11 protein-coding genes are annotated in these 12,609 nt (G+C 63.2%); 2 read left to right on the top strand and 9 right to left on the bottom strand.

Going from position 1 to position 12,609, the window contains the following annotated elements:
* Positions 1–104 precede the first annotated feature (104 nt).
* The 7 genes from kce to IEX24_RS00225 all read right to left on the bottom strand — a co-directional run bounded on the left by kce (position 105) and on the right by IEX24_RS00225 (position 7,687).
* A complete protein-coding gene (kce, locus tag IEX24_RS00255) occupies positions 105–1,040 on the bottom strand; it encodes a 3,5-dioxohexanoate:acetyl-CoA acetone transferase (protein WP_188671905.1) in 936 nt (311 codons plus the stop codon).
* Entirely contained in the window at positions 1,040–1,801 is a 762-nt protein-coding gene (locus IEX24_RS00250) for an HpcH/HpaI aldolase family protein (RefSeq protein WP_188671902.1), read from the bottom strand. The genes kce and IEX24_RS00250 overlap by 1 nt, the downstream gene beginning before the upstream one ends.
* Complete coding sequence (locus IEX24_RS00245; RefSeq protein ID WP_203585967.1) at positions 1,798–2,673, bottom strand: cupin domain-containing protein; 876 nt, start codon at positions 2,671–2,673, stop codon at positions 1,798–1,800. The genes IEX24_RS00250 and IEX24_RS00245 overlap by 4 nt, the downstream gene beginning before the upstream one ends.
* A gap of 79 nt (positions 2,674–2,752) precedes the next feature.
* Positions 2,753–3,772, bottom strand: a complete 1,020-nt coding sequence (locus IEX24_RS00240; protein WP_188671896.1) for an NAD(P)-dependent oxidoreductase — start codon at positions 3,770–3,772, stop codon at positions 2,753–2,755.
* Positions 3,769–5,007, bottom strand: coding sequence for a substrate-binding domain-containing protein (locus IEX24_RS00235; protein WP_188671893.1), 1,239 nt, complete (start codon positions 5,005–5,007; stop codon positions 3,769–3,771). Before IEX24_RS00235 ends, IEX24_RS00240 begins: the two co-directional genes overlap by 4 nt.
* Positions 5,008–5,057: 50 nt before the next feature.
* Positions 5,058–6,149, bottom strand: a complete 1,092-nt coding sequence (locus IEX24_RS00230) for an ABC transporter permease (RefSeq protein WP_203585968.1) — start codon at positions 6,147–6,149, stop codon at positions 5,058–5,060.
* Entirely contained in the window at positions 6,146–7,687 is a 1,542-nt protein-coding gene (locus IEX24_RS00225) for a sugar ABC transporter ATP-binding protein (RefSeq protein ID WP_203585969.1), read from the bottom strand. The genes IEX24_RS00230 and IEX24_RS00225 overlap by 4 nt, the downstream gene beginning before the upstream one ends.
* A gap of 69 nt (positions 7,688–7,756) precedes the next feature.
* On the opposite strand from IEX24_RS00225, the gene IEX24_RS00220 reads away from it, so the two are divergent.
* Positions 7,757–8,512 (top strand): GntR family transcriptional regulator, encoded by a 756-nt coding sequence (locus IEX24_RS00220; RefSeq protein WP_188671889.1) that lies wholly within the window; start codon positions 7,757–7,759, stop codon positions 8,510–8,512.
* Positions 8,513–8,584: 72 nt separating this feature from the next.
* On the top strand, positions 8,585–9,814 hold the full coding sequence (locus IEX24_RS00215; RefSeq protein ID WP_188671886.1) for an LVIVD repeat-containing protein: 1,230 nt from the start codon (positions 8,585–8,587) through the stop codon (positions 9,812–9,814).
* 246 nt (positions 9,815–10,060) lie between these two features.
* On the opposite strand, the gene IEX24_RS00210 is transcribed toward IEX24_RS00215, so the two are convergent.
* Together IEX24_RS00210 and IEX24_RS00205 are read right to left on the bottom strand one after the other, a co-directional pair.
* Positions 10,061–10,528, bottom strand: coding sequence for a hypothetical protein (locus IEX24_RS00210; protein ID WP_188671883.1), 468 nt, complete (start codon positions 10,526–10,528; stop codon positions 10,061–10,063).
* 97 nt (positions 10,529–10,625) lie between these two features.
* Complete coding sequence (locus IEX24_RS00205; RefSeq protein WP_188671881.1) at positions 10,626–12,563, bottom strand: fibronectin type III domain-containing protein; 1,938 nt, start codon at positions 12,561–12,563, stop codon at positions 10,626–10,628.
* Positions 12,564–12,609: the final 46 nt, after the last annotated feature.

Here is a 12,609-nt window from a genome sequence, read left to right as displayed (position 1 = left end):
GTGCGTCAAGTCGATCGCGTTGCGGCGCGGGCACGCGCGCGAAAGGGGCCTGTGCCGAGTGGATGCTCGGCACAGACCCCTGACGCACGTCATCTGTTCGGGTGTCAGATGTTGGTGGCGGCTTTGCCTTTCAAGCCAAGCATGTCGCGGGCCTCGTCAGGGGTCGCGATGTCACGGCCGAGGTCTTCGAGCACCCCGACCATCTTCGTGACCTGCTCCGCATTCGACGACGACTTCACACCCTTGCGAATGTAAAGGTTGTCTTCGAGCCCGACCCGCACATGCCCACCCAACCACGCACTGTGCGTGGCGAACTGAAACTGGGTGCGCCCGGCAGCGAACGCCGAGAAATGATAATCGTTGCCGAACAGCTTGTCGGCGATGGTCACCATGTGACTGAGGTTCGCGTGGTCAGCGCCGATACCGCCCAGCACCCCGAACACGCCCTGAATCAGAAACGGCGCCTTCACCAACCCGCGGTCGACGAAGTGCGCCAACGAGTACAAATGCCCGATGTCGTAACACTCGAACTCGAACCGGGTACCCTGACCCTCACCCAACTCCTTGAGCGTGTACTCGATCTGATCGAACGTGTTCTTGAACGGGTTCTTATACGTGTTCTCGAGAAACTGCTTCTCCCACTCGAACCGCCAATCCGTGATGCGTGCAGCAGCACCCGCGGCCACGAAGTTCATCGTGCCCATGTTCAACGACGCCAACTCCGGGCTGAACGTCGTCGCCGCAGCAAGCCGCTCCTGCACCGTCATCGACGACGCACCACCGGTAGAGATGTTCACCACCGCATCAGTCTCGGCCGCGATCCGCGGCAAGAACTCACCAAACACCTCCGGCTCGAACGCCGGGCTACCATCCACCGCATGCCGGGCATGCAAATGGATGATCGCAGCCCCAGCCTGAGCCGACTCCACCGCCGCCTGACCAATCTGATCAGGCGTGATAGGCAAAAACTCACTCATCGACGGAACATGAACCGACCCCGTCACGGCAGTCGAAATAATCACTTTCCTAGCAGAAATCATCAGCGAACAGCCTCCTGCGACGCGGTGACGATGGCGCGACCTGCCGCGCCGAGCATCGTGGCGTCGTTGCTTGTGAGTACGAAGCCGAATCCTTGTGCGCCGAGGCGCGCGGCACGGGCACCGTCGGCGCCGATCGCAGTGCCGCAGGGCACACCCGCGGCCTGGCACTGCGCCAGAACGGTGCTGATGAGTGAGGTGACGCCCGGGTCATCCATCGCCAAGCCGAGCGACACCGAAAGGTCGGCCGCGCCTACGAGCACGGCGTCGACGGAGCCGTCGGCGAGCATGTCACCGACGGCGTTCACCCCGGCCATGCTCTCGATCTGCGCGATCACGGCCACGTCGGCATCGCTGGCCAGGTAACCGGCAAACGATGCGAGCCCCCAGTCGCCCGCGCGGCTGGTCGGGCCGACGCCCCGCTTGCCTTTCGGCTCGAACCGGGCCGCCGCGTTGACGGCTCTCGCCTCGTCGACCGAGTCGACGTGCGGCACCACGATTCCCGAGGCTCCGGCGTCGAGGCAGCGTTGGATGCCCGCGTACCCATGATCGGGAACCCGAACAAGCACCACCAACCCGCGCCCGCGCCCCACGGCAATGAGCGTCGCCGCGGTCTCGAACGACATCGGCGAGTGCTCGAGGTCGATGACCACGAACCCGAACCCGGCCACCGACATGAGCTCGATCGACTCCACCACCGGCAACTTCACCCAGGTGCCGAGCGCCGGCGTACCCTGTTCGAGCAGAGAAGCGAACGTGATCATGAGTCTGCCCCGAGGTCGGCGGGTGCCGGGTAGTCGGCGGCGTTCAGCACCCAGCCCGGCTTCAGCGAGAAGTCGACCCGGGGCGGGCTGAAAATGTCGATCAGCGAGTTCACGCCCAACCCGATGGCCTCGCTGGTGTGCACAACGGGCGGTGGGATGATCGCGACCGACGGGCTCCCCACGAACCGGTGTTCATCGGCTCGCCACTGACTGCGCTTGGGCCCCCACGGGGTGCGAATGTGGTGCACCCAGTCACCGCCCACCGCGAGCGAGCACTGCTCGAAGTCGTCGTGGTGGTGCGGAGACAACTGCTCTGCGTCACGCGGACCGTCGTGCGGGTCGAAGAAGTTGATCATGAAGGTCGAGGTGCGAAAGATGTTGCCGAACCGCCCCGCCTCTGGCGCGTAGTCGGCCAGCGGATAGACCCGCAGTTGGCGGCCACCCACGGGTTCTGGCCACGGTTCGACTGGCGCAACGCGGGCGTCAGCTTGCGTGTAGGCACCCGCGTTGAGGGCTGCCGTTACGACGGTGAGCTCGCGCCCATCGAACAGGCGCACGATCTTCGCCGGGCCCGACGCGATGACGCGGCTCTCGCCCGGCGGCACCACGATGACACCGCGGCCGGTGAGCGAGACGGTGTTCGGGGTGGCGCTGACCGTCACCGAACTCGAGTCGTCGGTGACGAGCACCACATACTCGAACTCGCCGACGTGCGCGAGTTCATCGCCGTCGGCGAGTTCGCTGTACACCAGGGTCAGGTTCTGCGCGCGGCTGTTCCAGCTGCGGCCGCCGAGGGGCGTCACCGTGGTGGGCGATTCGTCGAGGTACTCGATGTATTGCGTAGCGGCGATGGGGGCGGTGACGAGTGTCACGGGCATCCTTTCGTAGATGAAGCGGCCTGACGGCCACGGATATGAGGGGCGGTGATGAGGGGCGGTTAGGAAGCCACGGTCACGGGGCGACGGTTCGCGCGGTGATCAGGCTGGTCGGCTCGCCGCCGGCCAGCAGCTCGACCATGTTGGTCACGGCCATGCGCTCCATGTCTGCTTCGGCCTCGACCACGTTGGCTGCGCAGTGCGGAGTCGTGAGCAGGTTCGAGTTCGTGAAGAGCTCGAGGTCACCGGGCGGCGGCTCAGGCTCGAAGACGTCGAGCGCGGCAACCGACACCTGTCCGCTGGCGAGGGCTTGGCTCAGGGCATCCTGATCGACCAGCACACCCCGAGCCGTGTTGACGACGATCGCCCCGCGCTTCAGCCGGCCGATGGCGCCGGCGTCGAGCACCGGCTTGCCACCCGCGAAACTGGGGGCGTGAAGCGACACGACGTCGGAGACGCTCAGCAATTCGTCGAGCGAAACCATGCGAACGCCCTCGCTGTCTTCTATCGATGCGACGTCGTACGCGACAATGTTCACACCCCACGGAGCCAGGCGACTGGCCACCGCACGGGCGATGCGACCGTAGCCGACAAGCCCCAGCGTGCTGCCGTAGAGATTTCGCGAGCGAATCACCGAATCGGTCCAGCCGCCCGACCGGATGCGGTCGAGACTGTAGTAGTCGAGCCGTTTCGCCGCCGCCAGAATCAAGGTCACCGCGTGCTCTGCCACGCTGATGATCTCGATGGGCGACGGCGTGTTGGTGACCTTCACGCCAAGATCGTTCGCCGCATCGATGTCGATGACGTCGTAGCCGATGCCGATCTTCGACACGTACTTCAGCTGAGGCAGCGCCTCGAAGACCCGGCGAGTGAGCTTCGAACCGCTGATGCCGATGAGCCCGTCATACCCGGCAGCGAGCTCGATCATGCGGTCTTCGCTGATAGGAGCGTGCCTGAGCAGCGTCGACTCGGGCCCGAACGGCTGATCTGCGTCGATGCCGTGCGTCGCAAGCTCCTCGACAAGATGCGTGCCGGGGCCGATCTTCTCGTAGATCATCACGCGCGGTCGCGGCGAAGCGCTGCGGGTCGTGGTCAATTGATTCCCCAGATCTTCTTGTACTGGTCGCGGTAACCGTTGTCGGGATCGAACGTTCCTTGCGCGCCACCCTCGAGATCGACGTTCTCTTTGGTGACGAGGCGCGGGTAGGTGACGAAGCCCGAGGGTGCACTGTTGTTCAGTGCACGGTTGATTTCGTCGGCCATCTGCCAGCCGTGCTCGTTGAGCGGCTCGGCCACTGTGGCGATCTGAAACTGGCCTTGGCGAATGCGGTCGAAGGCGGCGGGGCTGCCGTCACCTGCGGCGATCATCAGGGGCGGGCCCGAAGGCTGCGCGCCGACGGCCTGCAGGGCAGGAATCGCGGCATCCCAATAGTTGTCGTTGATGGCGAGCATGTAACCCAATGGGCTGCCGTATTGCTGGTAATCAGCGGTGGCAACGCCAGCCTCTTGGCTGTTGATGCTTTCGAACGGAAACTCGTTGACCTTCAGAACCTTCGCGTTCGGGCTGGTCTCGATCTCTTTCTTCATAGCGGCTTCTTTGGTCGAGCAGATGATCGCTTCTGACCCGCAGCCGGTGATAGTGACCTGGGCCGTACCGTTGCTCGCAACGAGGGCGCAGTCAGCTGTCACTTGGGCGATGGTGGTGGGGTCGCTCGTGACGTTGGCGGCCAGGTCAGGGTAGGTCGAGTTGAAGCCGGGCGTGTTTCCCGTGTGATTTCCGACTACCGGGATGCCCGCAGCCTTCGCCGCAGCGAACGCCGGCTCCATGGCGTTGGGGTCGAAGCTCGACACGGCGATGGCGTCGGGCTTCAGCGCGATGGCTTGGTTGAGCGCCGCAAGGTTACCGCTGGTCGAGTTCTGGCCGTCGATCTCGGTCACGTTCCAGCCGATGGCGGTGGCTGCCTCTTTGAACCCGGCGTACACCCCGGTGTCGCCCGTGTTCGACTCGGCTGAGACGATGAACACGATGTTCTTGCCCGCCTGAGTCTTGGGCCCGGTTGTCGGGCCATCCCACGTGGTCACCGGCAGCGACGACTTGTTGACGATGGCTTGCGCGGCGGCAACCGACGGGTCGCTCGGCGTCGCGGTGCTGCTGGCGCAGGTGCCCGACGATGCCGCCGACGCCGTGCCGGTGGCAGCCGCGTCAGAGCTCGTGGTGGTACACGCCGAGAGCCCGGCCATGGTGCCGAGACAGACGATGGCGAGCACCGCCAACTGCTTTTTCTTCAGGGGTTTCTTCGGTGCCGATGATGGCGCGACGTTGCGAATCAAGGTGTGACCTTTCTCTACGGGTTGTGTGGTGCGGGTGTCGGGTGATGAATTCAGTTATTGAGTGGTGACTTTTCGGTAGGTGAATCGGTTGGCGCCCCGCTGGGCGCGAGAGCGGGTTGAGGGGTCGGGATGCTCGTCTTGTTCGATTTGCGAATGCGCCGGCTCGCGTACCCCGCCACCCCGACGCCCACGATGAGGGTGATGCCGTTGAAGAGTGGTTGCACGAAGTACGAGGCGCCGATCTGCTGCAGCCCCGCGATTCCGATTCCGAGCAGCACAACGGCCACCACGGTTCCCCACGCGTTCGGGCGACCCGGCTTGATGGTGGCCGAGCCGAGCACCGCGCCGACGAACACGGGCAGCAAGAAGTCGGGGCCCGTGCTCACCGATCCGATGCGCAGCTGAGAGGCGAGCACGATTCCGGCGAAGGCGACGATGAGGCCCGACACGGCGAAGACACCGATGACGATCTTGCGCGACGAGATGCCAGTGAGTTCGGCCGCTCGACGGTTCGCGCCAAGGGCATAGAGGTACCGACCCGTGGGGGTGTATTCGAGAACGAACCAGCAGATGGCCGCGAGGCCGACCACGTAGAAGGCCGGCGCCGGAATGCCGAACAGTTTCGCGGAGTAGATATTGATGAAGCCCTGCGGCAGAGTACCGAACAGCTGATTGCCCTGGGTGTACCAGTTCGCCACAGCGAAGGCGATGGTGCCCACGCCGAGGGTGACGATGAACGAGTCGATCTTGAAGATGTAGATCAAGACGCCGTTCAGAATGCCCACACCGATGCCGATCAGCAAGATCAGCACCACGACGAGGGGCCAGGGCATCCCTTGTTTCACAATGAACCCAATGGTGAGAATGCTCTGCAGCCCCGCCATGTACCCCACCGACAGGTCGTACTCGCCGATGATGACGACGAGCATTTCTGCCAATGCGAGCAAGGCGATCAGAGCCGTGCTGTTCAGAATGGCCTGCATGGTGGTCACCGTGGGAAAAGTGCGCGGCAGAACGATGGAGAAGATCACGATGAGGGCTAGCGCGATCATCGGCAGCAGAAAGCGCGACAAGAGGTCGCGCCGACTTGCCCGGTGCACCGGAGTGAGGGTGGTGCTGGTGACGGAGGTCGGGTTGGTCACGAGAGAAGGCCTTTCTGGGCAGAGCCGCTGGCATGGTGGGTCAATGAGTCGACGGTGAGCTGATCGCCGTGCAGGTCGCTGCCGATGACACCCCGGTCGAAGACGAGCGCGCGGTCGCAGACCAGGGTCAGTTCTTCGAAGTCGCTCGAGACGACGATGAGTGCGAGACCGTCGTCGGCGAGCGACTGAATGAGCGCATAGATCTCGGCGCGCGCCCCCACGTCGATGCCCATGGTGGGCTCTTCGAGAATGAGAACGTTCAGCTCGATGCTGAGCCAGCGCCCGAGCACGACCTTCTGCTGGTTGCCGCCTGAGAACGTGGCGACAATGGCTTCGGGGTCGTTCGGGCGCAAGCGAACTTCGGTGGCCAGCCCCGCGGCACGTCTGCGTTCGTCGGCCCCGATGAGTCGCCTTGTGCTCGCGCCTTTGAGCACGCCGGGGTTCAGGTAGAAGTTCTCACGCGCGGTAAGCGTCATGGCCAGCGCCTCTTCTTCTCGGCGGCTGGTGGCGAAGCCGATTCCGAGGCCGATGGCGGTGCGAACACTGCTGATCTCAATAGTGCGGCCGCCGAGCACGATGTCGCCTTCGTCAAGCGGTGAGATACCGGCGAGTGCGCGCCCGACCTCTTCGTGCCCGGCGCCGCGCAGGCCGGCAAGGCCCACGATCTCGCCGCGATGGAGCTCAAAACCGAATACTCCCGAGTCGGGCGAGACACGGGCATCCGCAACCTTGAGCACTGTTTCGGTAGAGACTGCAGTGCGCCTTCGCCGCGAATGGATGAGCGCGCCGCCCACGATGGCAGCGACGATCTGCTGGTCAGAGATGTCAGTGATCGCTGCGTCAGCGATCACCTGGCCGTCTCGCAGAACTGTCACCTGATCGGCGATCTGGCGAATCTCGTCGAGTCGGTGCGACACGTAGATAACACTGACGCCGTTGCTTCGGAGGCGACGGATGATCGTGAAGAGCCGTTCGACGTCGGCATCGGGCAGACTCGCCGTCGGTTCATCGAGCACCAGCACCTGGCAGTTCATCGAGACCCCGCGGGCGATGGCCACGAGAGACTGATCGGCTCGGGACAACGCGCTGACCTTATCATCAGGGTCGATACCCCCGCCTACCGCGTCGAGGGCATCGACAGCCTGCTTGCGAACCGCGCGCCAGGCGATGTGGCCTGCGCGACGGGGGTAACCCCGAACCAAGGCGATGTTCTCGGCGACCGTGAGGTCACCGACGAGCGCGAGATCTTGATGGATGAACGCGACCGCCGACGAACTGGTTGCCGGCTCGCCGTCGATCAGTATCTGGCCCGAATCTGCCTTGTAGAAGCCCGCGAGAATCTTGATCAGAGTCGACTTGCCCGCGCCGTTGGCGCCGAGCAGGGCGTGCACCGAGCCGGCCGACACGTCGAAGCTGACGAAAGACAGGGCTCTGGCACCGTCGAATGATTTGCTGACGTTCTGGAACGACATCCTCGTCAGCCCCAAGTGGTCTTGTTGCATGAATGTAAGAGTGGATCCACTTTTGATGGTTGTCAAGTGTGAATCTACGATCTAGCGCCGAAGAGTTGCTCATTTGCTGAAAAAGTGGATACGCTACGAGACATCATGACCGACGCAATGACCAACAAAACCGAGTCTCGGCCCCTGCCTGCCCGGGGTGGAGCCCGAGCAGGCGAGACGATGATCGACGTTCGAAACGAACTTCGGCAGGCGATTCTCACCGGCGAACTCGTTGCCGGCTCGGTGATTTCGAGCGTGCAACTGGCCAACAAGTACGGGGTCAGTAGAACGCCGATGCGCGAGGCGTTACGCATGCTGCAAGAAGAAGGCTTCGTCACCATCGCGCACAATCAACGCCCGCGCGTTGCGACCTTCTCGTCAGAAGAGCTCGAGGCGGTGTTCGCTCAGCGCATGCTGCTGAGCGCCCTCTGCACGAGCATGACCGTTCCGGCGCTGACCGCCGCCGATCTCGACGAGATGGGCCGGCTACTCGACGAGGTGACCGCGGCAGAGCAGCGCGGCGACCTCGAGGCGTGGCAGGAGGCCGACCCCGCATTTCACAACTCGCACACGATGCACGCGCCGGCGGCCATCCAGTCAGACCTCGACAAGCTCACCGAGCGGTCGCAGATGTTTCGCTACATGTGGCTCGGGCAGCGGCTGACGTCGATGGATTTGTCGATGGATGACCATCACGACATCTACGAGGCGTGCGTCGCACGCGACGCGCCACGAGCTGCAGCGGTAGCCGCGCGCCACCTCGCCACGGTGGCCATCACGCTACTGGCCAGAACCGACCCCGCCCACGAACCCATCGCCGTTCGGCAGGCTTTACGCCTGGCCAGTTCGGCGAGCGCCTAGCTCGGCGCACTCGCCCCGCCACTCGGCGAGCCTCACTCCAGAAACAGCCTCACCCCAGAAAGAAAGACAACGATGTCACAGTCAGACCTGATGATTCCCGAAAGCGCATCTGGAATCTCGTTCGTCGGCCACTCCGATGTGAACGGGCTCGGCGACACCTGTCAGGTGATGATCGCCAACGGTCACGCCTACGTGGGGCACGTCTTCAGCGGCGGGGTCAGCGTGATCGACGTTCGCAACCCGCGCGATCCGCGAACGGTGAACTTTCTGCCGACTCCCCCGAACACCTGGTCGATTCACCTGCAGACGCACGGCGACCTGATGCTCGTCATCAACGAATTCGACTTCTATTCGCAATATCAGGAGGAGAGCGACTACTACGGCCGCTCGATCAACGAGACCGGCGGGCGAAACTTCGCGGCGGGCATCCGGGTGTTCGACATTTCAACGCCGGCTCGCCCTCGTGAAATCGGTTTCATGCCGGTCGACGGCAAAGGCGTGCACCGCATCTGGTGGGACGGCGGGCGGTATGCCTACGCGTCGATCATGCCCTGGGGGTTCACCGACCACATCTTCGGAGTGATCGACCTGATCAACCCCGAACGTCCGGTGGAGGTGGGTCGTTGGTGGGTGCCGGGCATGTGGACCGCCGGCGGCGAGACCCCCACCTGGACCAATCGCTGGGCTCTGCACCACCCGGTGGTAGCCAACAACATCGCATACTGCGGCTGGCGTGACGGCGGGCTGATTCTGCTCGACGTAAGCGACCCGACGAAGCCCACGCTCGTTTCGCACCTCAACTGGTCTCCGCCGTTCGGCGGTGGCACGCATTCGGGCCTGCCGTTGCCCGACCGCGGGCTCTGCATCGTGCCCGACGAGGCCATCGCAGACAACATCGAAGACGGCCTCAAACACACCTGGGTCGTGGATGTCTCGGTGCCCACGAACCCCGTCACCATCTCCACTCTGCCCACCCCCGCCGACCGTGATTTTGTGGCGAAGGGCGGCCATTTCGGCCCGCACAATGTGCACGAGAACCGCATCGGATCGTTTCAGAGTTCGAATCTCATCTTCTCGACCTACCAGAATGCCGGGGTTCGGGTCTTCGACATCAGCAACCAGTTTCAGCCCGCCGAAGTCGCGCACTTCGTGCCGCCGGCGCCCACTCAGTGGAACGACTACCGGCCCAATCGGCCACGAGTTGTGCACTCGGTCGACGTTTACGTTGCCCAAGACGGGCTGATGTACGTCACCGAAGGTGCGGGTGGTGGGCTCACCATTCTGCAGTACGACGGAATCTGAGGGGCACGGCGCCTCAGGCCACGGCCGACGGCTTGGCGTTAGCTCGAGGCGTTCAGGCGGTGCAATCTCAATGACTTCGGGTAACGCGCCCGCAGCCCCCAGTAGATCATCCAGAGAAAACCAGTCGCCAGACACAACAGCACATTGAGGCAGAACGACATGTTGCGCTTTCGTTCGAGCACCACCTCAATGTGACGCGAACGGGCACACTGGGCCGTGGCCGCCAGACTCCCTGGGAACATGACTTCAGTGAGTCAGGGCCTTCAGTGCGACGAGTACGAGGCCAAGGCCTGCGGTGGAAAGGGCCGCGATGGCGCGTATCCACCACTTCGTGCTCCGAGGGGCTACGGCGAACCATCCGAGTATGCCGAGAATGACCGCTGACGCCCACACGGCACTTGTCACCGCGCGATCTTTCGAGACTATGCCGAGAGCTGCGAGCAGCATGATTGTCAGTGGTACGACAGCAGCCAACAGCAATCCGCGCGAACGCACGAGCGCGTCATGAACGGCTGTCGATAGTGTGCCGGTTTGGTTGGCAATGATCTCGGCATAGACGTGAGCGATGAAAAAGACAATAACAGCCTCGACAGTGGTCGCCAATGTATCCCATGCTGAAAATTTGAGCGAGAAGACATAGAGAAGGCTCGAAATCAGCACAGTGCCGTAAACCGCCTCGGCGTTGACGACTTCAGCGGTTCTCGGTGGTTGCATTCGCCCGCTCCAATCCAGCAGCTCTTCGTCGTTTGCGACCTTACCGCGCCCCGAGCTGGGATCACTCGATCTCCGAGTGATCCCAGCCCTGTGAACGCTAGGAGTTTGCGGTCAAAGAAACGTCGTCGACGTAGCCGGTTCCGCTTTGTTGCTTGTAGGCAGAGAGGGAGAGCTGAATCTGACCAGATGTTGCCGCGGTGAAGGTGAAGCTCTTCGTCGCGTACGCTGAGCCTGACGAATTCACGGTGCTGCCGTTGATCTTCAGGGTCAATGCGATCGAGTTCGTGCCGCCCGCAAGTGCTGCCGACACGGTGTACGACTTTCCAGCCACTACGGTGACGTTCTGAGTGCATTCCGCGGTGACCGTGCTCGTGGGGGTGAGAGCGAGGCTATCGTTGCCTGTTTGGGCGTGGCCAGTGACGACAGCTCCTGTTCCTGTGACACAGCTCCAGCTGGCAAGGCCACCAGATTCGAACCCGCCGTCAGTGACGAGGTTCGACGCCGGGGGCGTTGTGCCCGAGGCCGCGGTTGTGGCGTTCAGCACCGCGCTCTTAGCTGACTCGTTGCCGGCTGCGTCGTAGGCCGTCACGGTCAGCGGGTACGCGGTTGACGGGGTCAGCCCGGTGAGTGTGGTCGAGGTGCCGGTGACGTCTGCGAGTTTCGTGGTTCCCGTGTAGATGCGGTAGCCGGCAACTCCGACGGCGTCGGTTGATGCGGCCCACGTGACCGGAATGGTCGTACTAGTGGCCGACCCGTTCAGCGCCAGTCCCGTCGGCACCGTTGGTGCCGTGGTGTCTGCCGGGGGGCTGCTCGCCGCGGTGGCGCCGGGCAGGTGCACGGCCAGCCACTTCAGAACATCGACTTGCGCTGCGGCGGGAGTAACGACGACCTTACCAAGAGACGTTCCCGTTCCGGCACCGAAATCCCACAGGTCGGTTCCCACATAGAGGGGGTCGGTGGTGGCGTTCTGTGCGTTGATTGCGTTGACCGCCGCTGTCACATAACTCAGCATCGGGGCTCCGGAAACCGATGCGCCAGTGGCACTTGTGCCCGCGACGCAGTCGCTGCCTTGGCAGGTGGTGTATTCGTGGTCTGATGCTGCAGCCGGAATGCCGAAAGCGTAGTTGATGCCGAGCTGGCGCGCCCATTGAACAGTGTTAGTGGTCTCAGTCCCGACAAGCCCGGCGTAGGTGTCGGGGCTGTTGAGTGCCCCGGCGGGGCCGGTTCCGAGGTCGTAGAGCGAGTCAACGAAGTAACCGTTGTGATAGGTGTTGAGCATGCTGGCTACGTTCACTCCCGACGGAGTTGCCGGGTTGATTGCAGAGCCGAATGCGAAAACCGAAAAGTAGCGGCCTAGCGGGTGGGTGGCGTTGACGCAGCCGGAGCCGGCGAAGTCCTTACCGATTTGCAGGTAGAACGGGTATTGCCCGGTCGTGGTGCTGGTCACGTTGAACGGTTCGATGTCGAATTGGATGCCCGAGACGTTGTCATCGGCGCAGACCTGCTGCGCTATCTGGTCTGCCAACGCGTTTGCGCTCGTTGTCGACATCGAGTTGAACGAGCCTGGCAGCGAGTCGCTTCCGATTTGCCCGTCGATGATCGGCGAGAGCTGCACCGGAGACGGCGAACTGGTGAGCCCCGGAGCGATGTTCAGTTGCGCGTTGTACGCCGTTGTGCTTTCTGAGGGTTGCACGCCGGCGGTGTAGTAACTAGTGAAGCCCGATGCCGTAGAACTGTCAGATTCGACGTCACTGCCGTACGTGTACAGCTGAGTAATTTTGTGCCCGTCGGTGGCCAGCTGGTTGTAGTTGAGAATGGTCGACGACCAGACACCCGCGCCGCTTTTGCCGTCGTAGACCCAGGCGCTGTTCGCCCCGCGAGGAATGACGCTTGACGCCGCAGCGGCAGTGACTGCCGCTGAGGCGTTCTCCTTGGCCGTTACTGCGTTTGCGCTCACAGCAGTAGCGCCGACCGCGCCGATCGACATGAGACCGCATACCAGCGCGACTGCGCCGATGGGATACCTTCGTTTCATTACACGTGCTCCTCTATATTGTTGTTGAGTAGCGATCGGCTCACCT

It is taken from the genome of Subtercola lobariae, from assembly GCF_014640255.1.
Lineage (GTDB): Bacteria > Actinomycetota > Actinomycetes > Actinomycetales > Microbacteriaceae > Subtercola > Subtercola lobariae.
Note: the sequence above shows the minus strand (reverse complement) of the source record. Positions and strands in the feature narration are given on the sequence as shown.

Excerpts from the sequence above, each read along its gene's own strand:
- IEX24_RS00215 (WP_188671886.1), top strand. The coding sequence starts at position 8,585 with ATGTCACAGTCAGACCTGATGATTCCCGAAAGCGCATCTGGAATCTCG.
- IEX24_RS00220 (WP_188671889.1), top strand. The coding sequence starts at position 7,757 with ATGACCGACGCAATGACCAACAAAACCGAGTCTCGGCCCCTGCCTGCC.
- kce (WP_188671905.1), bottom strand. The coding sequence starts at position 1,040 with ATGATTTCTGCTAGGAAAGTGATTATTTCGACTGCCGTGACGGGGTCG.
- IEX24_RS00250 (WP_188671902.1), bottom strand. The coding sequence starts at position 1,801 with ATGATCACGTTCGCTTCTCTGCTCGAACAGGGTACGCCGGCGCTCGGC.
- IEX24_RS00205 (WP_188671881.1), bottom strand. The coding sequence starts at position 12,563 with ATGAAACGAAGGTATCCCATCGGCGCAGTCGCGCTGGTATGCGGTCTC.
- IEX24_RS00210 (WP_188671883.1), bottom strand. The coding sequence starts at position 10,528 with ATGCAACCACCGAGAACCGCTGAAGTCGTCAACGCCGAGGCGGTTTAC.